The 25,744-nt window shown below is 72.1% G+C and carries 22 protein-coding genes and 1 pseudogene; 10 read left to right on the plus strand and 13 right to left on the minus strand.

Annotated features, from left to right (window positions below; genetic code table 11):
- Positions 1-97: 97 nt before the first annotated feature.
- Entirely contained in the window at positions 98-274 is a 177-nt protein-coding gene (locus tag RIU97_RS05615) for a hypothetical protein (RefSeq protein ID WP_361759439.1), read from the minus strand.
- A gap of 342 nt (positions 275-616) precedes the next feature.
- On the opposite strand from RIU97_RS05615, the gene RIU97_RS05620 reads away from it, so the two are divergent.
- The gene (locus tag RIU97_RS05620; RefSeq protein ID WP_404962767.1) at positions 617-1,075 is read left to right on the plus strand and encodes an HD domain-containing protein; all 459 of its coding nucleotides are present in this window, start codon (positions 617-619) and stop codon (positions 1,073-1,075) included.
- A gap of 37 nt (positions 1,076-1,112) precedes the next feature.
- Here RIU97_RS05620 and RIU97_RS05625 read toward each other — a convergent pair whose 3' ends face one another.
- Positions 1,113-2,600 carry an SDR family NAD(P)-dependent oxidoreductase gene (locus RIU97_RS05625; RefSeq protein WP_404953736.1) on the minus strand — a complete coding sequence of 496 codons (1,488 nt, stop codon included), beginning with the start codon at positions 2,598-2,600 and terminating at the stop codon, positions 1,113-1,115.
- A 293-nt stretch (positions 2,601-2,893) separates the two neighbouring features.
- Between RIU97_RS05625 and RIU97_RS05630 the strand changes: the two are divergent.
- Positions 2,894-3,706, plus strand: a pseudogene (locus RIU97_RS05630) (DMT family transporter); the annotation flags it as partial.
- A 24-nt stretch (positions 3,707-3,730) separates the two neighbouring features.
- On the opposite strand, the gene RIU97_RS05635 reads toward RIU97_RS05630, so the two are convergent.
- Positions 3,731-5,047: a transglycosylase family protein gene (locus tag RIU97_RS05635; protein WP_404953738.1), complete on the minus strand. Its 1,317-nt coding sequence runs from the start codon at positions 5,045-5,047 to the stop codon at positions 3,731-3,733.
- Positions 5,048-5,241: 194 nt separating this feature from the next.
- On the opposite strand from RIU97_RS05635, the gene gndA reads away from it, so the two are divergent.
- Entirely contained in the window at positions 5,242-6,687 is a 1,446-nt protein-coding gene (gene gndA / locus RIU97_RS05640) for an NADP-dependent phosphogluconate dehydrogenase (protein WP_404953740.1), read from the plus strand.
- A 259-nt stretch (positions 6,688-6,946) separates the two neighbouring features.
- On the opposite strand, the gene RIU97_RS05645 is transcribed toward gndA, so the two are convergent.
- The 8 genes from RIU97_RS05645 to RIU97_RS05680 form a co-directional block, all read right to left on the minus strand.
- Positions 6,947-7,585, minus strand: a complete 639-nt coding sequence (locus tag RIU97_RS05645) for an aspartate/glutamate racemase family protein (RefSeq protein ID WP_404953742.1) — start codon at positions 7,583-7,585, stop codon at positions 6,947-6,949.
- Complete coding sequence (locus RIU97_RS05650; RefSeq protein ID WP_404953744.1) at positions 7,582-7,950, minus strand: GNAT family N-acetyltransferase; 369 nt, start codon at positions 7,948-7,950, stop codon at positions 7,582-7,584. Before RIU97_RS05650 ends, RIU97_RS05645 begins: the two co-directional genes overlap by 4 nt.
- Positions 7,951-7,965: 15 nt before the next feature.
- Positions 7,966-8,385, minus strand: a complete 420-nt coding sequence (gene panD / locus RIU97_RS05655; protein ID WP_404953746.1) for an aspartate 1-decarboxylase — start codon at positions 8,383-8,385, stop codon at positions 7,966-7,968.
- Positions 8,386-8,599: 214 nt separating this feature from the next.
- Complete coding sequence (locus tag RIU97_RS05660; protein ID WP_404953748.1) at positions 8,600-9,550, minus strand: carbohydrate ABC transporter permease; 951 nt, start codon at positions 9,548-9,550, stop codon at positions 8,600-8,602.
- Positions 9,547-10,887, minus strand: a complete 1,341-nt coding sequence (locus tag RIU97_RS05665) for an ABC transporter permease subunit (RefSeq protein ID WP_404953750.1) — start codon at positions 10,885-10,887, stop codon at positions 9,547-9,549. The genes RIU97_RS05660 and RIU97_RS05665 overlap by 4 nt, the downstream gene beginning before the upstream one ends.
- Before the next feature lie 9 nt (positions 10,888-10,896).
- Positions 10,897-12,228: an ABC transporter substrate-binding protein gene (locus tag RIU97_RS05670; protein ID WP_404953752.1), complete on the minus strand. Its 1,332-nt coding sequence runs from the start codon at positions 12,226-12,228 to the stop codon at positions 10,897-10,899.
- 73 nt (positions 12,229-12,301) lie between these two features.
- Positions 12,302-13,984, minus strand: a complete 1,683-nt coding sequence (locus RIU97_RS05675; protein ID WP_404953754.1) for a glycoside hydrolase family 13 protein — start codon at positions 13,982-13,984, stop codon at positions 12,302-12,304.
- 212 nt (positions 13,985-14,196) lie between these two features.
- Positions 14,197-15,471 (minus strand): ABC transporter substrate-binding protein, encoded by a 1,275-nt coding sequence (locus RIU97_RS05680; protein ID WP_404953756.1) that lies wholly within the window; start codon positions 15,469-15,471, stop codon positions 14,197-14,199.
- Positions 15,472-15,640: 169 nt separating this feature from the next.
- Between RIU97_RS05680 and RIU97_RS05685 the strand changes: the two genes are divergently transcribed.
- The 4 genes from RIU97_RS05685 to RIU97_RS05700 all read left to right on the plus strand — a co-directional run bounded on the left by RIU97_RS05685 (position 15,641) and on the right by RIU97_RS05700 (position 20,871).
- On the plus strand, positions 15,641-16,147 hold the full coding sequence (locus RIU97_RS05685) for a PadR family transcriptional regulator (protein WP_404953759.1): 507 nt from the start codon (positions 15,641-15,643) through the stop codon (positions 16,145-16,147).
- Complete coding sequence (locus RIU97_RS05690) at positions 16,144-16,911, plus strand: ABC transporter ATP-binding protein (protein WP_404953760.1); 768 nt, start codon at positions 16,144-16,146, stop codon at positions 16,909-16,911. Before RIU97_RS05685 ends, RIU97_RS05690 begins: the two co-directional genes overlap by 4 nt.
- A gap of 2 nt (positions 16,912-16,913) precedes the next feature.
- Positions 16,914-19,238, plus strand: a complete 2,325-nt coding sequence (locus RIU97_RS05695; RefSeq protein WP_404953762.1) for an FtsX-like permease family protein — start codon at positions 16,914-16,916, stop codon at positions 19,236-19,238.
- Between the two features lie 244 nt (positions 19,239-19,482).
- Complete coding sequence (locus tag RIU97_RS05700; RefSeq protein WP_404953764.1) at positions 19,483-20,871, plus strand: chloride channel protein; 1,389 nt, start codon at positions 19,483-19,485, stop codon at positions 20,869-20,871.
- Positions 20,872-20,902: 31 nt separating this feature from the next.
- Here RIU97_RS05700 and RIU97_RS05705 read toward each other — a convergent pair whose 3' ends face one another.
- Together RIU97_RS05705 and RIU97_RS05710 are read right to left on the minus strand one after the other, a co-directional pair.
- Positions 20,903-22,333, minus strand: a complete 1,431-nt coding sequence (locus tag RIU97_RS05705) for a DUF2252 domain-containing protein (protein WP_404953766.1) — start codon at positions 22,331-22,333, stop codon at positions 20,903-20,905.
- An 88-nt stretch (positions 22,334-22,421) separates the two neighbouring features.
- Positions 22,422-22,748, minus strand: a complete 327-nt coding sequence (locus RIU97_RS05710) for a carboxymuconolactone decarboxylase family protein (RefSeq protein WP_404953768.1) — start codon at positions 22,746-22,748, stop codon at positions 22,422-22,424.
- Between the two features lie 201 nt (positions 22,749-22,949).
- Here RIU97_RS05710 and RIU97_RS05715 point away from each other — a divergent pair, with 201 nt between their 5' ends.
- Genes RIU97_RS05715 through RIU97_RS05725 form a run of 3 tightly spaced genes read left to right on the plus strand, consistent with a single transcriptional unit; the run spans position 22,950 to position 25,681 of the window.
- On the plus strand, positions 22,950-24,341 hold the full coding sequence (locus tag RIU97_RS05715; protein WP_404953770.1) for an MFS transporter: 1,392 nt from the start codon (positions 22,950-22,952) through the stop codon (positions 24,339-24,341).
- Positions 24,342-24,368: 27 nt separating this feature from the next.
- The gene (locus tag RIU97_RS05720; protein ID WP_404953772.1) at positions 24,369-24,665 is read left to right on the plus strand and encodes an amphi-Trp domain-containing protein; all 297 of its coding nucleotides are present in this window, start codon (positions 24,369-24,371) and stop codon (positions 24,663-24,665) included.
- A 50-nt stretch (positions 24,666-24,715) separates the two neighbouring features.
- Positions 24,716-25,681 (plus strand): CinY protein, encoded by a 966-nt coding sequence (locus tag RIU97_RS05725; RefSeq protein WP_404953774.1) that lies wholly within the window; start codon positions 24,716-24,718, stop codon positions 25,679-25,681.
- The last annotated feature ends 63 nt before the right edge of the window (positions 25,682-25,744 follow it).

A 25,744-nucleotide genomic window follows, 5' to 3' on the forward strand; every position in this document is an offset into this window, starting at 1 on the left:
GATGACGCTCAGGGCGTACGCGGGAGGGGAACCCTCCGGGAAGGGCAGCGCCCCCGGTGCCGATCGGCACGGGGGGCGCTCTGCACTACTCTGCGGATCAGTCGATTCCGGGCAGGATGTGCGATTCCGCGAGGTCGTCCTCGTACCCCGCGAGCCGGATCGGGGCGGAGCGGGCCCAGACCTCGAGGCTGCCGAGTTCGTCGGTCCGGGGCTTCTTCGCCCGCGACGCCGGTCGCTCCAGCAACGTCGGTTCGGGCTGCGTCATTTCAGTCACCGCGCACTCCTCTGTGTCGCGTAACCCGGCAGGCGTACCGCGCGCCGGGCAAGGGATCAAGGGTTTTCCGGACGCGGTGGCGCCTTAGTGGAGCGCGGCCCGGATGGGGGCCGTCTTGATGCCCCAGAGTACACATATGAGCGGACCTCCGCTCGATAGGAAGGCAAAATCCGCTGCGCCCTCTTAGTTTCGTCCCGAGTTCAGCAAGTCGTAGGTCGGCGGGTACGTGACGGGTGGTGTGCTCGGACCCGGATGCGCGAGGCGCGACGGAGGGGGTCGGCGGTGTCGAGGTCCGGAGTGCCGGAGGCCCAAGTGCCGTACGTCACAAGCGTGGTGGAGCTGATGGACCTGCTGCAGGGCAGCCGCGACGACCACGCTCTGCGGACGGCGGCACTGATCCGCCGCTCGCACCCCTCCGACAAGGAACTGCAGCTCGCGGGCTTGCTGCACGACATCGGCAAGCTGCTCCGTCCGGGTGACGGAGCGCGACACGCCGTACTCGCTGCGGAGGCGGTGCGCCCGCTGCTGGGTGAGCGGGTGGCCCGGCTCGTCCGGCTGCACGCGCCGGCCGCCGGGAGCAACGGCGCCGACGGGGACGGGGCCGACGGGCGGGGGGACGACGCCGACGCGGTGGCCACCCTGCGCCAGGCCCACGAGGCGGCCGCCGGGTCCGGACTGGACGCGGGCGTACTGGAGGACTGGCGGCCGCTGCTGGAACTGGTCGCGGCCGGGTCCTGCCGGGCCGGGAACGCGATCGACCCCCTCGGTTCGCCGAGGGGGTCGATCACGGGCATGCCGTAGGGGCTGCCCTCCGGGTCGGCCCGGAGGGCCGCCGGGACTACCAGTTCGCCGGGGCGTAGTCCTTCAGGAAGACGCCGAACAGGTCCTCGCCGGCCTCGCCGCGGACGACCGGGTCGTAGACCCGGGCCGCGCCGTCGACCAGGTCGAGCGGGGCGTGGAAGCCCTCCTCGGCCAGCCGCAGCTTGTCGAAGTGCGGGCGCTCGTCGGTGATCCAGCCGGTGTCGACCGAGGTCATCAGGATGCGGTCGGTCTGGAACATCTCCTGACCGCTGGTCCGCGTCACCATGTTCATCGCGGCCTTGGCGGCATTGGTGTTCGGGTGTCCCGCTCCCTTGTAGCCGCGGCTGAAGACGCCCTCCATCGCCGAGACGTTGACGACGTACGCCCGCCCGCTGGACGCCTTGCGGGCGGCCTCCGCCATGGCCGGCCGGAGTGCGCTGATCAGGATGAACGGCGACGTGTAGTTGCACAGCTGGGTCTCGAGCAGCTCCACCGGGGAGATCTGGTCGATGGTCTGCACCCAGGTGTTGCTCTCGACGACGTCGGGCAGCAGGCCGCCCGCGTCGATGGCGGTGCCGTCGAGGTGCCGCTCCAGGCTGGCGTTGCCCGCGACCAGGGCGAGGTCGGCGACCTTCTGCGCCTCGAGCCCGCTCACCCCGAGGGGCAGCGCCGTCAGGCCGTCGACCGCGCCGGAGTTGAAGGCGCCGATGACGTGGTGGGCGGGGAGCTCGCCGGCCGGCAGCGGAGCGCCCTCCCCCTCGACCAGGGCCGCGTAGGCGCTGGGCAGGCGGCGCACGGTCTGCGTCGCGTTGTTGATCAGGATGTCGAGCGGACCGGCCCCGGCCACCTGGTCGGCGAGGGCCACGGCCTGGGCCGGGTCGCGCAGGTCGATGCCGACGACCTCCAGGCGGTGCATCCAGTCCGCCGAGTCCTCCATCGCCTTGAAGCGGCGGATGGCGTCCTTGGGGAAGCGCGTGGTGATGGTGGTGTGGGCGCCGTCGCGCAGCAGCCGGAGCGCGATGTACATGCCGATCTTGGCCCGGCCGCCCGTGAGCAGCGCGCGCTTGCCGGTGAGGTCGGCGCGGGCCTCCCTCCTGGACCGGTTCTCGACGGCGCACTCCGGGCAGAGCTGGTGGTAGAAGTAGTCGACCTCGACGTACCGCGTCTTGCAGATGTAGCAGGAGCGCGGGCGCTGGAGTATCCCGGCGATCCGGCCGGCCTCCGTGACCGAGGAGGGCAGGATGCCCTCGGTCTCGTCGTCGATGCGCTCGGCGGAGCCGGTCGCGGTGGCCTCGGTGACGGCCTTGTCGTTGGCGGTCTTGGCGGCGCGGCGCTCCTGGCGGCGGCGCTGCTTGACCGTGCGGTACAGGCCGGCGGTGGCGCGGCGTACGGTGATGGCGTCGGGATGGTCGACGTCGAGCTTGTCCAGCTCGTCGAGCACGCTGAGGCAGAGAGCCAGTCGCTCGGGGTCGATGCCCGGCCCGTAGGCCTGCCCGTGGTCATGGCTTTCTTCGGTCACCGTCATGGCCGCTGCCGTTCCTCGATCACTCGTCCGCATCCGCCTGCTGCGGAAGTCCTCAAAAGGGGAACTGTACGGATCCCACGCGCCTGGAGACAAACCCGCTCCCGGCATCCTCACGGACCGCGAGCGGCCGGTCACCGTAGGGGTCGGCCGTGGGGGCTCCCGGGCACCTCAGGGGTCGTCCCTCCGCTGCTGTGAGGGCCACGCTGGCGTACTCCTGTACTACGCCGGGAGTATGACCGGTGACCACCTGTGGGCGGAGGAATAGCGCAGATGGGTCGGGCATTGTGGACCTTATGAGTGCACTGGCGCTGGCGGTCCTGCTCTGCCTCGTGTCCGCCTTGGCGTACGCGGGTGGCGCGATCGTCCAGGAACGGGTCGCGGCGAGCACGCCGGACCGCCCGTACGCCCCGCTGCGGCGGGGCGGCTGGTGGGTGGCGGTGGGGCTGAACGGCCTCGGTGCACTGTTGCACGTGGTGGCCCTCGCGTACGGACCGCTGAGCCTGGTGCAGCCGCTGGGTGCGCTCACCATCGTCTTCGCGCTGCCGATGGCGGCCGTCTTCGTAGGGCGCCGGGCGGGCTCGGCGGCCTGGCGCGGGGCGGTGCTGGCCACGGTGGGTCTCGCCGGGCTGCTGGCGCTGACCGGTGGGGACGGCAGGGCGGAGCAGTCGCTGGCGGGCGGTGAGGGGAGCATGCTGCTGACGGTGACCGGGGCGGCGGCGGCCCTGCTGTTCGTGGCGGCGCACCGGGTGCGCCGGCCGGTGCTGCACAGCGTGCTGCTGGCCGCGGCCGCCGGTACCGCATTCGGCATGGCCTCCGTGTTCACCAAGTCGGTCGCCGAGGCCTTCGCCCCCGGCGCGCTGGGCGGACTGTGGCCCGACCTCACCGCGATCGCGGCGCTGGCGGCCGCCGGACTGCTGCTGTCACAGGCGGCCTACCGGGGCGCCGGGCTGACCGCGCCGCTGGCCACCGTGACGGTGATCAACCCGGTGGTCGCGGCGACGGTCGGCATCGCGCTGTTCGACGAGGGCTTCAGGTACGGGGCCGCGGGCACGGCCGCGGCGGTGGCCAGCGCCCTCGTTGCGGCCGCCGGCCTGGTCCTGCTCACGGTCGTGCCCTCGCACGTGCGCGGGTCAGATGCGGACTCCGTGGCCCCGGAGGTACTTCAGCGGGTCGATGTCGGAGCCGTATCCGGGTCCCGTGCGCATCTCGAAGTGCAGGTGCGGGCCGGTGGTGTTGCCGGTCGAGCCGGAGCGGCCGATCCGCTGGCCTCCGGAGACCTGCTGACCGGCCTTGACGCCGAGGGCCGAGAGGTGGGCGTACTGGGAGTACCGGCCGTCGGTGTGCCGGATGACGACCTGGTAGCCGTAGGCACCGGCCCAGCCGGCGGAGAGGACCTGCCCGGGCCCGACCGACTTGACGGTGGTGCCGGTCGCCACGGGGAAGTCGACGCCCGTGTGGTAGCCGCTGGACCAGTGGGAGCCCGAGACGCGGTACGCGGTGCCGAGGGCGGCGTCGACGGGGGCGGAGAAACCGCCCGCATCCGGCTTCTGCTGCGCTGAATCGGGCTTTTCGGCCGGCTTTTCGGCTGGTTTTTCGGCTGGTTTTTCGGCCGGTTTCGGCGGTGCGGGCTTCTCCGCGGGCTTCTCGGCCACCGGCTGCCCAGGTTTCACCGGGTCGGCGGTCCGCGGCGGCTTCTCCGGGTTCTGCGCGGGGGGCGGGGGCGTCGCCGGCGCCGTGGGCGGCTTGGCCGGTGTTGCGGTGATCCGCAGGGTGAGCCGCTGGCCCGGGAAGATCAGGTTCGGGTTGGACCCCACGGTGGCCCGGTTGGTCTCGTACAGCGCCTGCCAGCCGCCCTCGACGTGCTGGTCGGTGGCGATCGCGGAGAGCGAGTCGCCGGGCGCGACGACGTACGGGTTCGGCAGGACGGAAGTCCCCGTCGGGCGGGTTGCGCCGGTCTGCGCCGGGGCCGCCGTCTTCACCGGCTGGGACGGCGTCACGGCCTTGGGCTGCGCCGCGGACTGCGTCCTGGGCTGCGACGGCGCCTGCGGGGCGACGGCCGGTGCCGGGCCGCTGCGGGTGAGACCGGCCTTCTTGCCGCACTGCGGCCACGCCCCGGGGCCCTGGCCCTTCAGGACCTTCTCCGCGACGGCGATCTGCTGGTCCTTGGTGGCCAGGTCGGCGCGCGGCGCGTAGGCGGCGCCGCCGAAGGCCCGCCAGGTGCTCTGGCTGAACTGGAGGCCGCCGTAGTAGCCGTTCCCGGTGTTGATGCGCCAGTTGTTGGTGGATTCGCAGGCGGCGACCTTGTCCCAGGTGTCCACGGTGGCGCCGTGGGCGACCCCGGCACCGATGAGCGGGAGCGCCATCCCGGCGCCGCCGGCGGTGACGGCCAGCGAGGCCCGGTTGATGCTGCTCGGCTGATACCGGCGGTGCCGGCCCCGTACACGCATGGGAGCCCCCATAGAAGACATCAGGAACCGCACAACTTAATGTTGCGAACAGGGCATGACAAGGGGCGCAACGGGGCGCTTGTCAGCGGTACTTGACGGTGTGTCGCCCGTCAGGAGATCCGCACGCGGCCGCGTGGGGGTAGCGTCGGCAGTCCCGCACACCGAAGCACACCGACGCACGCAGGAGCGCAACGATGAGCAGCAGCACCGCCCAGATCGGCGTCACCGGACTCGCCGTCATGGGCAGCAACCTCGCCCGCAACTTCGCCCGCAACGGATTCACGGTGGCCGTCCACAACCGGACCGCCGCGAAGACCACGGCCCTGGTGGAGGAATTCGGGCACGAGGGCAGCTTCGTGGCCGCCGAGTCGGCGAAGGAGTTCGTCGACGCGCTGGAGCGCCCCCGCCGCATCGTCGTCATGGTGAAGGCCGGGGAGCCGACCGACGCCGTGATCCGCGAGTTCGCCCCGCTCCTGGAGGAGGGCGACGTCATCATCGACGGCGGCAACGCCCACTTCGAGGACACCCGGCGCCGCGAGAGGGAACTGCGCGAGCAGGGCATCCACTTCGTGGGCGTGGGCATCTCCGGCGGCGAGGAGGGAGCGCTCCTCGGCCCGAGCATCATGCCCGGCGGCTCGGAGGAGTCGTGGGAGTCGCTCGGCCCGCTGCTGGAGAAGATCTCCGCGAAGGCCGCCGACGGCACGCCGTGCACCTCGCACGTGGGTCCCGACGGCGCCGGACACTTCGTCAAGATGGTGCACAACGGCATCGAGTACGCCGACATGCAGCTGATCGCCGAGGCCTACCACCTGCTGCGCGACGTGGCGGGCTACTCCCCCGCGAAGATCGCGGAGACCTTCCGGGGCTGGAACCGGGGGCGCCTGGACTCGTACCTGATCGAGATCACGGCGGAGGTGCTCGCGCACACGGACGCCGCGACCGGCCGCCCGTACGTCGACGTCGTGGCCGACGCCGCCGAGCAGAAGGGCACGGGCCGCTGGACGGTGCAGATCGCCCTCGACCTGGGGGTGCCCGTGTCGGGGATCGCCGAGGCGGTCTTCGCCCGCGCCGTCTCCGGCCACGCGGACCTGCGGACGGCCGCACGCGGGCTCGCGGGCCCGACCGCCGCCGCGCTCGCGCCGGAGGCGGCGGAGGCCTTCGCCGCACAGGTGGAGCAGGCGCTGTACGCGTCGAAGATCGTCTCGTACACCCAGGGCTTCCACCAGATCCGCGCGGGCAGCGAGGAGTACGGGTGGGGCGTGGACCTGGGCGCGATGGCCTCGCTGTGGCGCGGCGGCTGCATCATCCGGGCCGCGTTCCTCGACCGGATCCGGGCGGCGTACGACGCCCGGCCGGACCTTCCCAGCCTGCTGGCGGACCCGGGCTTCGCGGACGAGATCGGCGCGGCGCAGGAGGACTGGCGCGCGGTGATCGTCGCAGCCGTGGGCCAGGGCATCCCGGTACCGGCGTTCGCGGCCTCCCTCGCGTACTACGACGCCCTGCGCGCCGACCGGCTGCCGGCGGCCCTCACCCAGGGGCAGCGCGACTTCTTCGGGGCGCACACCTACCGGCGGACCGACCGCGAGGGCTCGTTCCACACGCTCTGGAGCGGGGACCGCTCGGAGGTCCGCACGGACTGATGTCCGGCAAACCCGCCCTGGCCGGGGGCCTGGGTCAAGAGAGACGGCCTAGCTCAGGGGCCCCGGCTGGGGGATCGGGGCGGGCCCCGGAGGCGGGGGGATCGGGTCCGGCTCGGGTACCGGTCCGGGCACGGGCGGCACGGGCCGCGGCATGGGCTCGGGATCGGGGAACGGGCTGGGATCCGGGGCCGGCGGCTGCGTCTGTTCTGCGTTTCGTCCCATAAGGTTCAGTTTCCCGCGATCGCGGCGGGTACGCCCCCTACCCCGACGCTGAAATCATCCGCAGGCCGGCGGCCAGGCCCGGGGCAGGGCTGGACAGCACCGGGACCGGGCTCGCGGTCAGGCCGGCGGCCCCGGCCATGGACGCCTGGGCCAGCACGATGACGTCCGCGCCGGTGACGGCGTCGGCGGCCGCGGCCACACGGGCCAGGTAGCCGTCCGTGTCCCCCGCCTCGAAGCGCTCCCAGGCCCCGGCGACCAGGTGCGTACGGACCGACACGCGCCGCTCGCCCGCCTCCTGGGCCAGCAGCTCCGCGGTCGGCGCGAGCGTCGACTCCAGGGCGGCCAGTACGGCGATCCGCGCACCCGCACGCACCGCGGCGGCCGCCATCGGCCGGTCCACTCGCAGGACGGGGACACCGAGCTCCGGAGCCAGTGACTCCGCGGTCGCCCCGATGGTCGAGCAGGTGACGAGCGCGGGCGCGGGCCCGGCGGCGGCCAGCACCGCGAGCAGGGCCGGAGCCACGGCCCGGGGGCCTTCGGCGCGGGCCCGTTCCAGCAGCTCCGGCACCACCAGGTGGCGCAGTGCGGCCCCCGGGTGGTGCCGGTCGCGCAGCGCGTCGAAGACCGGGACGTGCACGGGCGAGGTGTGCAGCAGGACCAGGCCCGGCTGCGTCACCAGAGGTCGGAGTCCGAGTCGAGCTGGGCCCTGGCCGCCGCTACGACCTCGGCGGCCGGCTCGGGCGCCCGGTCGGGGTGCTTGGCGGCCCAGCTCGCCGCGTACGGGCAGAGCGGCACCACGGACACGCCCTCGGCGGCGGCGATCCCGTAGAAGGTCCTCACCAGCCCCCCGGCGATGCCCCGGCCCTCATGGGCCGGCTCGACGACGGTGTGCACCGCCACCAGGGCGTGGGGCGCCTCGGCGAGCACGAAGTAGGCGATGAATCCGACCACCGCCCCGCCCTCGACGGCGAGCAGCCGCCCGGCCTTGCGCTCGTCCTGGAACTCGATCGGCGTGTTCTGGCCGCTCTGGCTCTCCGGCATGGTCCCCGACTCCCGTCAGACAGCCACCGCGTGGGGGCTGCGCTCCTGATCCGTACCCGGCACCGGGGCGGAGGGGTCCGCGCCCAGCTCTACGATCCGATTGTCGCCGTCCACGTGCACGATGCGGGGCTTCAGCACCCGCGCCTCCGCGTCCTCGACCTGTGCGTAGCTGATGAGGATGACGAGGTCTCCGGGGTGCACGAGATGGGCCGCGGCCCCGTTGATCCCGATGACCCCGGACCCGCGCTCGCCCTCGATGACGTAGGTCTCCAGCCGGGCCCCGTTGGTGATGTCCACGATGTGGACCAGCTCCCCGGGCAGCAGGTCCGCCGCGTCCAGCAGGTCGGCGTCGATGGTCACGGAGCCGACGTAGTGCAGGTCGGCCTGGGTGACGGTGGCCCGGTGGATCTTGGACTTGAACATGGTACGAAGCATGCGGAAACTCCCGATGTGTCTGCTCCCTGCCTGCTTCCCGCAGGTCAAGGGCGGTCTCCGCAGATTACAACCACAGGCCGCGGCGATGGAAGGCGGTGAGCTCCGACCGAAGCGGAGACGGGGGGACCGGCAGGAGACGGCGCAGGCCCTGCTGTGGGCGTCCCGCGGACGGGACACCAGCAGCCGGGCCTGCGCTCGGGGAGAAGCGGGGCGGCTATTTCACCGAGCCCGCCATCACGCCCTGGACGAAGTGGCGCTGGAACGCGAAGAAGACGATCAGCGGGACCATCAGGGACAGGAACGCCCCCGGTGCGAGGACGCCGATGTTGCTTCCGAACTGCCGCATCTGGGACTGCAGCGCGACGGTGAGCGGCTGGGACTCGCTGTCCGCGAACAGCAGCGCCACGAGCATGTCGTTCCAGACCCAGAGGAACTGGAAGATGGCCAGGCTCGCGATGGCCGGCCGGCCGAGCGGCAGCACGAGCCGGGAGAAGATCCGCCACTCGCTGCCGCCGTCCATCCGGGCGGCTTCCAGCATCTCGCGGGGTATCTCGGCGAAGTAGTTGCGCAGCAGGAAGACCGCGAACGGCAGCCCGTAGGCGACGTGGAAGAGGACGACGCCCGTGACCGTGCCGAACAGTCCCACCGCGCCGAAGAGTTTGGCGACGGGCAGCAGCCCGATCTGCACGGGTACGACGAGGAGTCCGACGACCACCAGGAAGACGCCGTCCCGGCCGGGGAATTCCAGCCACGCGAAGGCGTAGCCGGCGAGTGCCGCGATGGCTACCACGAGGACGGTGGTCGGCACTGAGATCAGGACGGTGTTCCAGAAGGCCGCCGCGATGCCGGAGTCCTTCAGCAGGGCGCTGTAGTTGTCCAGGGACAGCTGGGACGGATCGGTGAGCGCGGTCCACCAGCCGTCGGTGGCGTTGTCCTGTTCGGAGCGCATGGAGGACAGGAGCAGGCCCGCCAGCGGCGTGATCCATACGAGGGCGACCAGGATCAGGACGCCCTGGACGACGGAGCTGCCCAAGAGGCGCGAGAGCCGGCCCCCGCGGCGCCGTCCGGGTGGGAACGCCGGCGTGGAGGGGGACGGGGCGACGGGCCGGACCGCCGTCGTCCGCCGGGACGGCCCGGGCCGCTCGACGGTGCTGTGGCCGCTCATGCTCCACTCCTTCGGAAACGCCGGACGTTGAAGATCATCGCTGGGACGACCAGCAGCAGGAGCACCATGCTGATCGCGCTGCCGAGCCCCTGGTCGTCGCCACCGCCGAAGGAGACCAGCCACATGCGGGTGGCCAGCACGTTCGCCTCTTCCTGTACCGGACCCGGCGCGATGATGTAGACGAGGTCGAAGACCTTCATCACGTTGATCACCAGGGTCACGAAGACGACGGTGAGCACCGGCGCGAGCAGCGGCACGGTGATCTTGCGGAAGATCTGGCTCTCGGTGGCGCCGTCCATCCGCGCGGCCTCCAGCGCGTCGCGCGGGATGGCCGCGAGGCCGGCGCCGATCAGGACCATCGCGAAGCCCGTCCAGACCCACAGGTAGGCGCCGATGATGGCCGGCGTCACCAGCGCGGGACCGAGCCAGTCCACGCCCTGGTAGGGGGCGTCGAAGTTGGCCGCGGGCAGCCGGACGGTGTAGTCGCCGTCGGCCAGCCCGGCGAAGCGGAAGGAGCCGTCTTCCCCCGTGGTGGCGGTCGCGGCCACCCGGCCGTCCCGTACGGCCTCGACCGTCATGCCGGGCAGCCCCTTCTCACCCGGGTCGACCCTGCCCGGCGTGCCCGCGCCACCGGGGGCGAAGTCGAGGTAGACGACGCCCCCGATCGCGTCCGTGCCGGGCGCCGCGGCGGCCGCGTCCGAAGCGGCCTTCGCGTCGGCGGGCATCGCGTCGGGTGCCACCCCGATGAACCCGAGGCTGAGCGAGCCCCCGGGCCGTACGGTGCTCCCGGTGCTGTACGGGCCGCCCGCCGCGCCCGTCAGGCCGTGGCCCTCCCGGGCCCGGGCCGTCGGATAGGCGGCGGCGTCGTCGAAACCGTCGTGGACACCGACGACGGCGGCGTTGAGCACGCCCCGGTCCGGGTCCTGTTCGTAGGCGAGCCGGAAGATGATGCCCGCGGCGAGGAACGAGACGGCCATCGGCAGGAAGAGCACGAGCTTGAACGCGGTCGCCCAGCGCACCTTCTCGGTGAGCACGGCGAGCAGCAGCCCGAGTCCGGTGAGCAGGGTGGGGGCGACGACGACCCAGACGGCGCTGTTGCGGATCGCCTTGAGGGTGGCCGGGTCCTGCACGATCGCCGCGTAGTTCGCGGCTCCGACGAACCGGTCGCCGTCCGCGTCGAAGAGGCTGCGGCCGAACGAGAAGAGGACGGGGTAGACGACCAGCGCGCCGAGGAGCAGCAGGGCCGGCAGGACGAAGACGACCGCGAGGCGGCGCTTCCTGCGCTGGGCCCGGCGCCGCCCGTCGGCCGCGGGGCGGGCGGTCAGGGTGTCAGCCATGGCGGCGCCTCAGTTTCCGTAGGCCTTGGCGGCCTCGGCCTCGAGCTTCGCGGCGGTGCCCTGCGGGTCCGAGGGGTCGCGCAGGAAGTCCTGGAGGAGCTTCCACTCGCCCGCGCCCTTGGTGCCGCCGAACGCGGCCGGAGCCTGGTCCGACATGTCGAAGCGGATCGAGTTGCCCGCCGCGATCAGCGAGTTGGCGGTGCTGCGCGTGGTGTCGTCGCCGTACGAGGCGAAGTCGACCTCGTTGTTCGGGGAGAGGAAGCCGCCCGCGCCGGCCCAGACCCCGGCCGCCTCGGAGCTCGCCAGGAACTCGACCAGCTTCATGCCGGCCTTGCCGTTCTTGCCGTCCTTGAGGACGACCGCCGCGTCGCCACCGCTGACGACCGGCGCCCTGCCGCCGTCGACCGAGGGGAACGGGAAGAACCTGGCGTCCTGCCCGAGCTTCTTGCCGAACTGGCCCTTGGCGACGCCGCCGACGAAGTCGCCCTCGTAGACCATGCCCGCCTTGGGCTCGGGGCCGAAGACCTGCGCGACCGACGAGGGGAAGTCGGTCGCCAGCGCCGTCTGGGCGCCGCCGGCGACGAGCTGCTTGTCCTTGAACAGTTCGCCGAGGGTGGTCAGGGCCCTGACGACGCTCTCGTCGGTCCACTTCAGCTCGTGCCGGGCGAGCTGGTCGTACTTCTCCGGCCCGGCCTGGGAGAGGTAGATGTTCTCGAACCAGTCGGTGAGGGTCCAGCCGTCCTCGCCGGCTATGGCGAAGGCCGGGCGGCCGGAGTCCGCGAGGGTGCGGCCGGTCTTCAGCATGTCGCTGTAGCTCTTGGGTTCGCCGACGCCGGCCTGGGCGAAGGCCTCGGGGGCGTACCAGACGGTGGACTTGTGGGCGGCCTTGAAGTAGAGGCCGTAGTACGTGCCTTCGACCGTGCCGTAGTTCTTCCACACGGGGGCGAGGGTGGATCCGGCCGTCTGGGCCGTCTGGTCGGACAGGGGCTGGAGCCAGCCCTTCTTCGCGAACTGCTGGAGCACACCGACCTGGGGAACCATCACCACGTCGGGCGCGTTGCCGCCTTCGATCTTGCTGCCGACGAAGGTGGAGACGTTGTCTCCGGAGGGTACGAAGACCGTCCTGGCACCGGTCTTCTCGGTGAAGGCGTCGAGGACCTTCTTGAAGTTCTGCTGCTCGGCGCCGGTCCAGACGCCTGCCACGGTGACGGTCTGGCCGCTGAGTTCGCCTCCGCTCGCGGGGCCGGTGGTGCCGCCGCAGGCAGTGGTGCCGAGGGCGAGGGCGAGGGCCGCCGTCGCGGTGGCGGCACTCCGACGGGTCGTCTTGCCGGGTCGTCGCATGAGGAGTCCTTTCGAGGAAGTTCGGGGGCTGGGCGGGAGAGAGGCTCGGGGTCTACGGGCTACGGGCTACGGGCTACGGGGCCTGGTACTCGCCCGCCCACCAAGCTGCGGTCGCCGCGGGGAGCACCCCGTCGGGACAGGGCCCGCTGGCGAGCAGCGGAGTCCCGAGGACCGGGGCGGGCACCGGCTCCGTGCCGAAGTTCACGGCGCAGACCAAGCCCTCGCCGCGGGCGATCGCCAGCACGTGCGCGGGCGCGTCCAGCCAGCGCAGGGTGCCGTCGCCGAGCTGCGGCAGGGTGCGGCGCAGCTGGAGGCCGTCGCGGTAGAGGTGCCAGAAGGAACGGGTGTCGGCGAGGGCACGGTCGGTCGCGTGCTCGGCGAACCACTCGGGCTGCGGCAGCCACGGCTTGGCGCCGACCGCCTCCTGGCTGAAGCCGAACGGGGAGGCGTGTCCGGACCAGGGCAGCGGCACGCGGCAGCCGTCCCGGACGTGCTTGCGGCTGCCGGTGCGGCGGAAGATCGGGTCGGTGAGGACCTCGTCGGGCAGGTCGAGGACCTCCGGGAGGCCGAGCTCCTCGCCCTGGTAGACGTAGGCGGCGCCGGGCAGGGCGAGCATCAGGAGGGCCGCTGCGCGGGCTCGGGCGGCTCCCAGTCCGCTGCCCTCCACCCCCGGCTCGCCCGCGTAGCGGGTCACCGTGCGGATCTGGTCGTGGTTGTTGAGGACCCAGGTGACGGTGGAGCCGGTGCCCGCGATGTCGCGAATCGCCTCGGTGATCGTCGCGCGGAAGGCCCCGGCGTCCCAGGGTGCGCTGAGCAGGTCGAAGAAGAACGCCTGGTGCAGTTCGTCGGGGCGGACGTACTCGGCGTGCTCGCGTGCGGTCGGCACGGACACCTCGCCGACCAGCAGTCGCTCGTGGCCGTCCCCGGCGGTGTACTCCTCGCAGACCGCGCGCCAGCGGCGCCATACGCCGTGGACCTCGGGCTGGTTCCAGGCAAGCTGGTTGACGGCGTCGCGGGCCCGCTCGTCGGCTCCGGGATCGTCCGAGTCGGGCAGCTCGGGGTGCTTGAACAGTCCGGCGGCGACGTCGATCCGGAAGCCGTCGACGCCGCGGTCCAGCCAGAAGCGCAGCACCCGCTCGAAGTCGTCGCCCACGGCCGGGTCGCGCCAGTTCAGGTCGGGCTGGTCGGGCGTGAAGAGGTGCAGGTACCACTCTCCGGGGGTTCCGTCGGGCTCGGTGATCCGGCTCCAGGCGGGACCGCCGAACATGGCGCGCCAGTTGTTGGGCGGCTCCGCCCCGTCCGGGCCGCGGCCGGGCGCGAAGTGGAAACGGGAGCGCGGCGCGCTGCCCGGCCCTGCGGCAAGCGCGTCGCGGAACCAGAGGTGCTCGTTGGAGCAGTGGTTGGGAACGATGTCGAGCAGCAGCTTGAGTCCGAGGCGATGGGTGTCGGCCACCAGCCGGTCGAACTCGGCGAGGTCGCCGTAGACGGGATCGACACCGCAGTAGTCGGCGACGTCGTAACCGTGGTCGTGCTGCGGTGACGGATAGAAGGGGCTGAGCCAGATGCCGTCGACACCGAGCTTCCTGAGGTAGGGAAGCCCGGCCCGTACGCCGGCCAGGTCGCCGATGCCGTCCCCGGTGCTGTCGAGGAAGCTGCGGACGTAGACCTGGTAGATCACCGCGTCGCGCCACCAGGGGTCGGGGGTGGTGGCGGTGCGGGAGGGGTGGCCAGTGCCGGCCGGAAGGGTGCTGAGCATCTCGCGTCGACCTGTCTGCTGAATGCGAGAGCGCCCTGGATCAGGTGCGCTGTTATGCATGCATGTTAAGTAGCGACGACTAGAAGGTGTCAACGATGTGTCCATAAACAACCGAAAGCTGGGATGGTTTGCGGCGAAATGCCCAGATGCACAAACAAGGGCTCCTACTTAACATGTAAGTAGGAGCCCTTGAGGGAGGTGGCGGAGTGCGATCAGCGCCTGCGGGAGATGGTCCCGAGCTCGCGCGCAAGCCGCGCCACCGTCTGCTCGGGTGTCTCGCGCAGCGCCATCAGGTCCTGCGCCGCGGCCTGCACGGCGAGGCTCACCTGGTCGTAGCGCGGACTCTTGGGGCGCGGCGCCGCCGACAGCACGCTCTGGCGGAGCGTGGGCAGGTACGGATACGCGCGGATCAGCTCGGGGTCCTCGTACAGGGCGGCGCGCACCGGTGGCAGCGAGCCCTCGGTGAGCACCTGCCGCTGGACCCGTTCGCTGGTGAGGTAGGAGATGAGATCGGCTGCCGACGCGGGATGCCGCGCACCGCTGCTGACGGCGAGGTTGGAGCCGCCCAGCACGCTCGTGCCGGGCCCGTCGGGTCCGGGCAGCGGCACGGCGCCGAACCGGCCCGCGACCTTCGACCCTTCCGCGCTCGCGTCCGCGTACACATAGGGCCAGTTCCGCAGGAAGAGCAGCCGGCCGTCCTGGAAGGCCCGCCGGGACTCCTCCTCCTTGTAGCCGAGCGCGTCGTGGGAGATCCAGCCGTCCCTCACACCGTCCGCGAGGAAGCGCAGTCCGGCGCGCGCCGCGTCGGAGTCCACGGTCACCCGGGCGCCGTCGTCGCGCAGGACCGAACCGCCCGCCGAGTGCACGGCCTCGGTGACGTTGACGGCGAGCCCCTCGTACGGCAGGAACTGGCCGGCGTAGCCGTCCAGCCCGTGCTTCGGGGCGATCGTGCGCGCCTGGCGCACGAGGTCCGCCCAGGTGCGCGGCGGTTGCTCGCCTTCCTCGTCCAGGATGTCCTTGCGGTAGTAGAGCAGTCCCGCGTTGGTGACGTACGGGACCGCGTAGAGCCGGCCGTCGAAGGTCGCGGTGTCGACGACCGGCCGCAGGAAGGCGTCCAGGGGGAAGCGCTCTCGCCGGAGCGGGGAGATCCATCCGGCCGCCGCGAACTCGGACGTCCAGGCGACGTCGATGTTCAGCACGTCGAACCGGTTGGTGCCCGAACGCAGTTCGCTGATCATCTGGGCCCGGGTCTCGTCCGCCGAGTCGGGCAGCTCGACGAGCGTGACGCGCTCGCCGGGATGGCCGTCGTTCCAGTCGTCCAGCAGCGGGGAGAGGTAGTCGGTCAGATCGCCCGCCGTGACGAGCGTGATGGGGCCGCGGGCCCCGGAGGCGGCGCCCGCGTCCGCACGGACGCCGAAACCGGCGTATCCCGCCAGCACCACCGCCGCGACCAGGAGAGCCCTACCCGCGGCACGCGTCCACCGCATAGGTTCCTCCCAGTGCACGATCCGGCTGCGCCGCCGACCATCGCGGCCTATATATACCCGTTAGGCATGGGCGATACTAGACGCCCAGGCAGACGAGACGGGTGGCGGTGGTCACCGGCCCGATGCCGAGTGAACAGTTGGCTACGGAGCGGGAAGGAGGGGGGAGCGAGTGCGGCTGGCGCTCCTGGCACTCCTCGCCCGTGGCCCCGCTCATGGTTACGAGCTCAAGCAGGACCTTGAGAAGCTCCTGGGCGCCGCGTACCCTCAGCCCAACGTCGGCCAGGTCTACGTCACCCTCGGCCGGCTGGAGAAGAGCGGTCTGATCGACGGCGAGGAAGTCGAGCAGTCGGGCCGGCCCAACAAGCGCACGTACCGGCTGACGGACGCCGGGCACGAGGCCGTGCTGGCCTGGTTCGAGAACACCGCCGAGGAGCCCCGGGTACGGGACGAGTTCTTCATGAAACTCGCTCTCGCGCCGGAGTCGGGTCTGGCCGACCCGGTCGCGCTGATCAACAAGCAGCGGCGGCAGTACCTCAACACCATGCGGGACCTGTCGAAGCTGGCCGCGGCCGAGGACCGCGACAACAAGATCTCCCAACTGCTGATCGAGGGCGCCATGCTTCACCTGCAGGCCGACCTCGACTGGCTGGAACGCTGTCAAGAGGAGCTGGAATGAGCGACGACGCCACCACCGCTCCTGCCGTACCCATCGTCCGCGCCGAGGGCCTGACCAAGACGCACCACGGCGAGGGCGCGCCGGTGCACGCCGTGCGCGGGGTGGACCTGGCCGTCCGGCCGGGCGAGTTCGTCGCGGTCACCGGGCCGTCGGGAGCCGGCAAGTCGACGCTGCTGCACCTGATCGGCGGCCTCCAGCGGCCCGACGGCGGAAAGCTCTGGATCGGCGGACAGCGGGTCGACGAGTACCGCGAGGCGCGCTGGGCCGTCCTCAGGCGGCGCAGCATCGGCGTCGTCTTCCAGTTCTTCAACCTGGTCTCCAACCTCACCGTCGCCGACAACGTCGAACTGCCCGCTCTCCTCGCCGGCGTCTCCCCGAAGGCCGCCCGTGACTCCCGCGCCGAACTGCTCGCCGAACTCGGTCTGGAAGGCCGTGAGCGGTCGATGCCCGGCGAGCTGTCGGGCGGCGAACAGCAGCGGGTCGCGCTCGCCCGGGCGCTGGTCAACCACCCCGCGCTGCTGCTCGCCGACGAGCCGGCCGGCAGCCTCGACAGCAAGGGCACCCGCGAGGTGCTGCGGCTGCTCTCCCGGTTCCACCAGCGTGGCCAGACGATCATGATGGTCACCCATGACGCCCGGATGGCCAGCGCCGCCGACCGCGTCATCAGCTTCTTCGACGGGCGCATCGCCGACGACGCACAGCTCGGCGACGGGCGCCGCCAGCCGGCCCGTGGCGTCCGTGGCGTACTCGAACTGAAGGAGTGACCGTGCGGGCCACTCTGCGCTGGGCGCACGCCGACCTCCGCGCGCATCGCGGCGAAGCCCTCTTCGTCGTACTGGCCAGCGCCGGGATCATCGCCTCGCTCCTCCTGGCCGGCGCGCTGTTCGGCTACGCCGCGAACCCCTGGCAGCGGATCTTCAACCAGTCCCAGGGCGCGCACATCTGGCTGCACACCCGCGCCGGGGCGGACATGGACGCCCTGACCGGCGTGGACGGGATCGCCGACCTCTCGGGGCCCTACCGCACGGCGGCGACGACCGTCGAGTCGCGCGGCGCGCGGGCCGGGGTGACGCTGCGCGCGGCCGCGGTGGAGCCGCCGAAAACGGGGCGGCCGATCGTCACCGCGGGCAGCTGGCTCGCCCCGACGGACGGCGGCACCGGGGCCGGCGCCGTCGTGCTGGAAAGTTCCGTCGCGCGGGCGCTGTGGGCCGAGCCGGGCGACACGGTGCGGGTCACCGGACCGGACGGCGCCCCGCGCGCGCTGCGGGTGAGCGGGACGGCCGAGGCGGCCGAGCCCCGCTACCGGCCCGGGGGCGGGCCGGGCATCGGCTGGGTGCTCCCCGGCACCCTGGACGAGATCGCCCATGGCGACACCGGGCAGAGCGTGGGGCTGCGCCTGGAGGATCCGAACGACACCGACTTCATGGTCCAGCGCGCCGTGACCGTCCTCGGTGCCGACCGGGTGGCCCAGGTCACGAAGTGGCAGCAGACACGGGCCGAGGCCGGCGGCGACGACCAGCTCCTCGGGCAGATGTTCGCCGTGTTCGGGCTCGGCGCCCTGCTCGCGGCGGCGCTCGCCGCGTCCGGAGCCATCGGCGCCCGGGTCCGCGGGCAGCTGAGGGACATCGCCATCCTCAAGGCCGTGGGCTTCACCCCCGGCCAGGTGACCCGCGGGTTCCTCGTACAGCACCTGGCCTTCGCGCTGCTCGGCACGGCCCTCGGCACGGCGGCCATCGCCCTGCTGGGCGCCCGGATCCCGGGGCGGATCGGCGAGGCGGCGGCGGTGTGGGAGGACCTGCCCGGCCACACCGCGCTGATGATCGGCATCCCCTGCGGCGCGGTGCTGCTGATCGCGGCTGCCACCGGGCTCTCGGCCTGGCGGGCCGGACGGGTGCCACCGGTGCCGGTGGCACGGGCCGCGCTGCCCTCCGCCGCGCCGATGACCGCACTCGGCAGGCGGGCTCTCGGGATGCGGGTTCCCCCGGCCCTGGTCCTGGGGTGGCGTGCGGCGTTCGCGCGACGCGGCCGGACGGTCATACCGGTGGCCCGGCTCGCCCTGCCGCTGATGCTCATCACGGTCGCTCTCGTCGCCTGGTCGACGCTGGACCAGTTCCGCAGCCGACCGGCGCAGATGGGACTGCCCGCGGCACTGACCGTACGGGCCCAGCAGGCCGCCGGGCCGTCCGACCCGGAGCTGGAGAAGGCCCTCTCGACGATCCCGGACATCGCCGCGGTCCATCCGGGCGCGGAGATGGCGGCGCTCGTGCCGGGACAGACCGACACCATCACGCTCCGCGGGCTGGGCACGGCCCGGCACCCGTATCCCTCCGCGGTGGTGGAAGGGCGCGCGGTCGACGGGCCGGACGAGGCAGTGGCCGGGCAAGGACTGCTGGATCTCCTCGGGGTGCGGGTCGGCGACTGGGTGCGGATGACCGTCGGAGGACGGCCACAGATCCTCCACCTCGTCGGCCGCACCATCGAACCCGAATCCGGCGGCCGGGTGATCACCACGACCATCGACGCCCTGCGGGAGCGCGATCCGCAGCTGCGGCCCGCCTTCCACGCCCTGGTGCTGCGCGAGGGGGCGGACCCCCGCGCGGTGAGCGGCGCGCTCGCCTCGGCGACCGGTGGAACGCTGGAGATCCGTGAGACGCCCAATCCGGCCGACCGGCTGGAACCGGCACGCGGAGTGATCGCCGCCCTGATCGCGGTGCTGGCACTGATCGGACTGACCGAATTGCTGACGCAGATCAGCAGCGGCGTGCGCGACCGGGGCCGCGACCTGCTCGCGCTGAAGGCGATCGGGCTGACGCCCCGCCAGATCGGAGCGATGATCGTGACGGCCGCCGGTCTGACCGCGCTCGTATCCGCAGTGGTGGGCACGACGGTGGGTGCGCTGTCGGGCAGCTGGCTGGTGGACACCCAGGGCGCGTCGAGTGGAATCGGCGCCGGGATCGCACAACTTCCCCCGCTCCCCGTGCTGTTGACGGTGATCGTCGGGGCGGTGCTGGGTGCGGTGGCGGCGGCGGCGCTCCCGGCGACACGGGCGGCGCGGCGGCGCCTGGCGGACTCGCTGAGCGAGACGCTCTGACCCTCCGGGGCCGCCCTGGAGAACAGCGGGTCCTCGCCCTCGGCCTCGGCTGCCCGAGGCGCCATCGACGTCGGGACCGGGGCCTGGTGCGGCGGCCACGAACCTTCCAGCGGCGGATACCGCCGGCCGGAGGGATCATCGAGACGAGGGGTCCGGCCGGCGGCGCAGGGGGTGCCGTCGGCACCGCCGCGCTGGTGGCAGCCCCGAAGGGCCTCGCGGCCGGGCGCCAGGAAGAAGGAATTCCATGAAGGAGCCGAGTCCTCGACCCGTTGACGCTCACAGCGGTCAGCCGCATGAGGCGGACCGGCTGCGGGAGATCCTCCACGCCCCCGGCTACCTCGTGATCCTCGTCTACTCGGCCCTCATCGGCATTCCGGTGTCCCTCATCGCGTTCTGGTTCCTCGTCGGACTCCACGAACTGCAGAACGTCTTCTGGTCGGACCTCCCGCACCACCTGGGCTGGGACGCGGCCCCGTGGTGGTGGCCGCTGCCCCTGCTGCTCATCGCCGGCCTGATCGTCGGCCTGATCGCCGGCCGGCTCACCGGCGGGGGCGGCCACATACCCGCCGGCGGCCTGCACGCGGGCGCGACGACCCCGGCCGCGCTGCCGGGCGTGGTGCTCGCCGCGGCCGCGAGCCTGCCCCTGGGCGCGGTCCTGGGACCGGAGGCACCGCTGATCGCCCTCGGCGGCGGCCTGGCCCTGCTCTTCCGGGACCTCACACGGACCCCGGCGACCCCTCAGACCACCGCGCTGCTGGGCGCTGCCGGTGCGGCGGCCGCCATCGCGGCGATCTTCGGCAACCCGCTGATCGCCGCCGTACTCCTCATCGAGGTGTCGGGGATCGGCGGCCCGCAGCTCTTCGCGGTCATGCTCCCCGCCCTGCTCTCCAGCGGAATCGGGGCCCTGGTCTTCACGGGCTTCGGAAGTTGGACCGGCCTGGAGACCGGCAGCCTCAACCTCACGCTGCCCACGCCCCTGCCGCGCCTGGACCCGGCGGACGTGCTCTGGACCGTACTCATCGCACTCGTCCTCGCCGTACTCCTCAACCCGGTCCTGGAGGCGGGCCGACGGGTCGCGGCCTTCGTCTCCGTCCGGGTGCTGCCCCGCACCGTCCTGTGCGCGCTGGGCGCTGCGGCCTGCGCCGCCCTCTATTCCCTGATCACCGGCCGCTCGCCCGCGGACGTCGCCCTGTCGGGCCAGGCCACCCTCGGCGAGCTGGCCGCCGCCCCAGCCGCCTGGGGCGTCGGTGCACTGATCGCCGTCCTGCTCCTCAAGACCATCGCCTACGCCCTCTGCCTCGGCAGCCTGCGCGGCGGCGCCATCTTCCCGGCCGTCTTCCTCGGAGCCGCGGCCGGAGTCGTCCTGGCTCCCCTGCCCGGCCTGGGCGCCGTACCGGCCATGGCGGCAGGCATGGCAGCGGCCACCGCGGCCGTCATGCGGCTACCGGTCAGCAGCGTGGTCCTCGTGGTGCTGCTGCTGGGCAGTTCCGCCATGATTCCCATCGCCATCCTCGCGGCCGTGATCTCCTTCGTCACGACCGAACTGCTCCCGGCCGGCACGGCACATCCCCCCGCTCCGCTCTCCGAGCACCCCGAGGACGCCGGCAACCCCAAAGCGGCCGGGGCTCCCTGACGGACCCTCACGACGGAGTGCCGTGACGCGGTCAGGCGTCCGACAGTTCCTCCGCGGGCAGCCGGCCCGCGCGTACCGCGTCGACCAGGGCCTGGTGGTCGCGTTCGTTCTGGTCGGCGTACGCCTCGGCGAAGGTGACGAGCGCCCGGTCGAAGGCGTCGCTGCGGCCCAGGTACGCGGCGATCGCGATCCGGTCGCCCGACCGGGCGTGCGCCCGGGCGAGGGTGATGCCGCACACCTCGCCGAACGTCTGCAACTGTGCGGGCGACATCGTCTCCGGCATGGCGATGCCCTTCCAGTCGCGCAACTGGCGGACGTAGAAGTCGCGCTGCTGGCCGTCGATCCCGTCCACCCGCTCCCAGCCGAGGAAGATGTCGCTCGCCGCCTGCATCAACCGCTGCCCCGAGACCACGCGCTCGCCCTGGTTGCGGTACCGGCTCGCGCCGATGTGGGGGGCGAGCACGGAGGTGTCGGCTTCCTTGGCCTGCAGGAAGAGCGGGTCCTGGCCGTCGCGGCCGAGCAGCAGCAGGATCCAGCAGCGGGTCCCGACGCTGCCGACGCCGACCACCTTGCGGGCCATGTCCACCATCCGGTAGTCCTCCAGGAGCGCCCGACGGTCACTCGCCATCGTGAGGCCGTAGGAGTCCAGCAGGCGGCGGAACCGGCTTTCGAGCTCCCCGCGCTCGACGTCCGGCAGCAGGTCCGCGACCGGTACCAGCAGCGGGGGGTCCGCCGCGATGCTCGGCCGGCCGTCGACCAGCTCCGTGAGTTTGTCGAAGACCTGCAGCGTGTCACGCGAACGGGCCTTCGCCATGGCACGGGCGAGCTTCTTCCGTCCGCCCTTGTCGAGCGAGTCCGTGGTGAGGGCCTCCAGGCGGTCCGCGTCGATCTTCGCGTACCAGACGTCGAGGTTGCCCATGCCGGCGAAGCCGCGCATCGCCTCGCGGTACGAGCGCACGGCGGCGCTCACGATGCCTGCGCGCTCGGCGTCGTCGAAGCCGTTCGCCCGGCCCGCGATGACGAAACTCGCCGACAGGCGTTTGACGTCCCACTCCCAGGGGCCGGGCAGGGTCTCGTCGAAGTCGTTGATGTCGAACATCAGCCGCCGCTCCGGAGAGGCCAGCAGCCGGAAGTTGAGCAGGTGCGCGTCCCCGCACAGCTGGACCGTGACCCCCGACTCGGGGCTGCCGGCCAGGTCGGACGCCATGATCGCGGCGGCTCCCCGGTAGAACCGGAAGGGCGACTCCGACATCCTGCTGTAGCGGATCGGGACCAGCTCGGACACCCGGGCCGCGGACTGCTCCTCCAGGATCGCCAGTGGGTCCGGCCTGTCCGGAGACGGCCTGTACACGGCGTGCCCCGACCGTGGCGAGCGGCTCCGGGCCTCCTTGCCGTGGGCCGCGCGTTCCCGGGGTGTGCTTCCGGGGACCGCGCGCATCGAGGTGGTCGCGCTCTGGGACATCGCTGCGCTCCTGTCTGGACCTGCGTCCTCAGCACTGGAACGGCGCCCTGCCCGCGCGCCGTCCAGTGGTTGCCGTGCGTCGTCCGTGTCAGCCCTGGGCCTCGATCTCGGCCTCGGCGACGGCGATGGCGATGCCCAGCGCCGTGGCGATGTTGCCGGCGGCCGTCATGACGCGGGCGGTGCCCACGATGGGGGCGATGGCGACCAGCACGTCCTGCAACTGCTCGGCGGTGAGGCCGGCTTGGAGGGCGGGGTCGATGTGGGCGGCGTAGGAGATCGGCGGGGCGTCGGATGCCGCGAGGGCCGCGATACGGGTCATCAGGAGCATGTCCGGGGCCAGGCCGCATCGCTCGAGCGAGTCGACCGTCATCGCGGCGAGGGTGTCCAGGACAGGGGTTTCGGATGCAGTGGACATGTCGCACGTCCTCCTGGGGGTGGTCCCGCCCGAGCACGGGGGCAAAAGGAAGGGGAGAGGATGGCCGTGATCACTGGTATGCCTTCGTTTCAACCCTAGAACCTCACCGGGTACGGCGCATGGGGGCGCAGCCCCTGGTCCGGCGTGCGGCGAGCCGCGCCGCGGCGCAGGCTTGAGGCAGGGCAGAAGGGAGCAGCGCCGGTGACCGAAGCCGATACCTCGGGACGCGCGCCCGCCCTGCGCGGTGTGCTGGCCCCGCTCGCCCTGGCGCAGTTCATCTGCAGCTTCGCCGGTTCGAACATGAACGTGATGATCAACGACATCAGCGAGGACCTCGACACGACCGTGCAGGGGGTTCAGGTCGCGATCACGATCTTTCTCCTGGTCATGGCGGCGCTGATGATCCCCGGCGGCAAGCTGACCGACCGCTACGGCCGCAAGCGGTGCTTCCTGGCCGGTCTCGCCGTCTACGGCGTCGGCGCCTTGCTGAGCGCGCTCTCCCCGGGTCTGGGCATCCTCATCCTCGGCAACTCGATCCTCGAGGGTGTCGGGACGGCGCTCCTCATCCCGCCCGTCTACATCCTCACGACGCTGCTCTTCACAGAAGTGACCTCACGTGCCCGCGCCTTCGGGACCATCATGGCGTTGGGAGGCATCGGCGCGGCCGCCGGGCCGCTGATCGGAGGACTCATCACCTCGGCCATCAGCTGGCGGGCGGCCTTCGTCTTCCAGGCCGTGGTGATCGCCCTGATCATCGTGCTGAGCCGCCGGATCGAGGACCCCCTGCCGCCGGATCCCACGCGCCCCTTCGACACCGGTGGAGCGGTCCTCTCCGCCGTCGGCCTCATCCTCCTCGTCACGGGGATCCTGGCAGCAGACAACAACGTCTGGCTCATGCTCGGTCTGATCGTCCTCGGTGCGCTCATGCTGCTGTGGTTCTTCCTGTCGGTACGCGCCAAGGAGCGGGCCGGCAAGGAGCCGCTCCTGTCGACGAGCCTGTTCCGCAACCGCACGTCCAACCTCGGTCTCGTCACGCAGAACATCCAGTGGCTCATCCTCATGGGGACGTCGTTCGTCGTCGCGACCTACCTCCAGGTCGTCCGCGGATACGACGCGATCCAGACCGGCGTGATCTTCACGGCCGCCACCCTCGGCCTGCTCGTATCGTCATTGGCCGCCGCGCGCCTGGCCGAACGGCACACCCAGCGCACCCTCATCATGACCGGTTTCATCGTGACGATCGCCGGAGTCGGCGTCCTGCTGTCCATGGTGAGCGGCACTCCGAGTGCCTGGGCCTTCGCGCCCGGACTCCTGCTGATCGGCCTGGGAACCGGCCTGATGCTGACCCCCTCGGTCAACGTCGTTCAGTCGAGCTTCCCCGACGAGCAGCAGGGCGAGATCTCGGGGCTGTCGCGCAGCATCTCCAACCTCGGCTCATCACTCGGCACCGCAGTCGCGGGCACCATCCTCGTCGCCGGCCTCACCACCCACGCCTACGGCGCCGCGATGATCACGCTTGCGGTCCTCGGGCTCGCCGGCCTCGCCGCCGCGGTGTTCCTCCCCCGGGGTGCGGAGTCAGGCACCGTTCCTTAGCTGCCGAGGCAGCGGATTGGAGACATCGTGAAGGACCTCAAGTTTGAGCAGAAGGGCTCCCTGTCACGCCTCGAGGCCGCCGACCAGCTCTCCGCGCTAGCGGAGGCGCTGAGGCAGGGCGGCAATGTCGAACTGGAATTCGGCTCCGGAACGCTGAGCCTGCAGGTCCCCGACGAGGTGAGCACCGAGATCGAGGTCGAGGTCGGCGACGGGCAGGTCGAGCTGGAGGTCGAACTCAAGTGGCCCACCACGCAGACCGAGGCCGCGCCGTCACGGACGAAGCGGCCGGCACGGAGCAGGAGCAAGGCGGCCCGGGCGTCGTGACCGCGCCGAGGGGCCTCGGCTCCGGATGACTCGTACGACGGGAGCTTCGCGTGTCACACCGCCTTCTGCCCGGCCTGACGCGGACGACCGTAGCGGCCGTCTTCGTGATCGCCCTGGCCGCCGCGCCGTCCGGGCCCGCGCTCGCGTTCACCGGTGACAACCACGAGGACATCACACGGGCGGCCCTGCCCTGGGAACCGGTCACCCTGGCCGCGATGGCCGACGCCCGCGACGGGGCGGTCAACGCCAACGACCACGGCGGATACTTCCTCCTCGGCCCCCTGCACTGCGACAACGCCGACTACCTCGCCCCCCGCTACGTCCAGGACTATCCCCGCAGCCGGGACGAGGCCACCACCGAGCTCCTCGCCTGCATCCGTACCTCCGTCGCCCGCTTCCGGAACGCGGTCCGGGCGGCCGACGGCCTCGTCGACGCGGACGGCAAGGTCCGGGCCGACCAGAGCGACCTCTCCTCCCCCTGCACGTGGAAGGAGACGCCCGACCGCGCCAAGTGCGAGGTCCTGGAACAGCTGGGCCGCGGCTGGCACCAGATCGAGGACTTCTACGCGCACTCGAACTGGTCCGACCGGACCGCCCCCGGTCCGGTCGGCCTCGCCGACCCGCCCGGACTGGCACGCACCGATGTCGCCCCCTTCCTCGACATCCGCCGCTACAGCGCCATGAACGACGCCGACTGGACCCGGGACGCGCGTGCCCGCATACCCGTGGACCTGACGACCGGCTGTTACTCCGACCTCGATTCCACCGGCGTCAAGGCCGAGGACTGCGCCGGCCGTGTCACGCACAACCAAGGCCTGAACAAGGACACCTCCGCGTCCCACCGCTCGAGGACGGGCGACAACTTCGGCCACGCCGTGTCCGGGGCCACCGCCGAGATCACCCGCCAGTGGAACGACTTCAAGGCGGAGCTGATCGCGGCCTATCCGGACCACCGGCGCGGCGAGCGGATGATCTGCGCCCTGGTCCACGACGACCCTGAGTCGAGCTGCTCCTGAACCCGGTCGTGCCTGGCCGCCCCCTCCGTGCCACGCTGACGCGAAGGGCGGTAGTTTTTCCCC

This window comes from Streptomyces sp. 147326 (assembly GCF_045000215.1).
Taxonomy (GTDB): Bacteria; Actinomycetota; Actinomycetes; order Streptomycetales; family Streptomycetaceae; genus Streptomyces.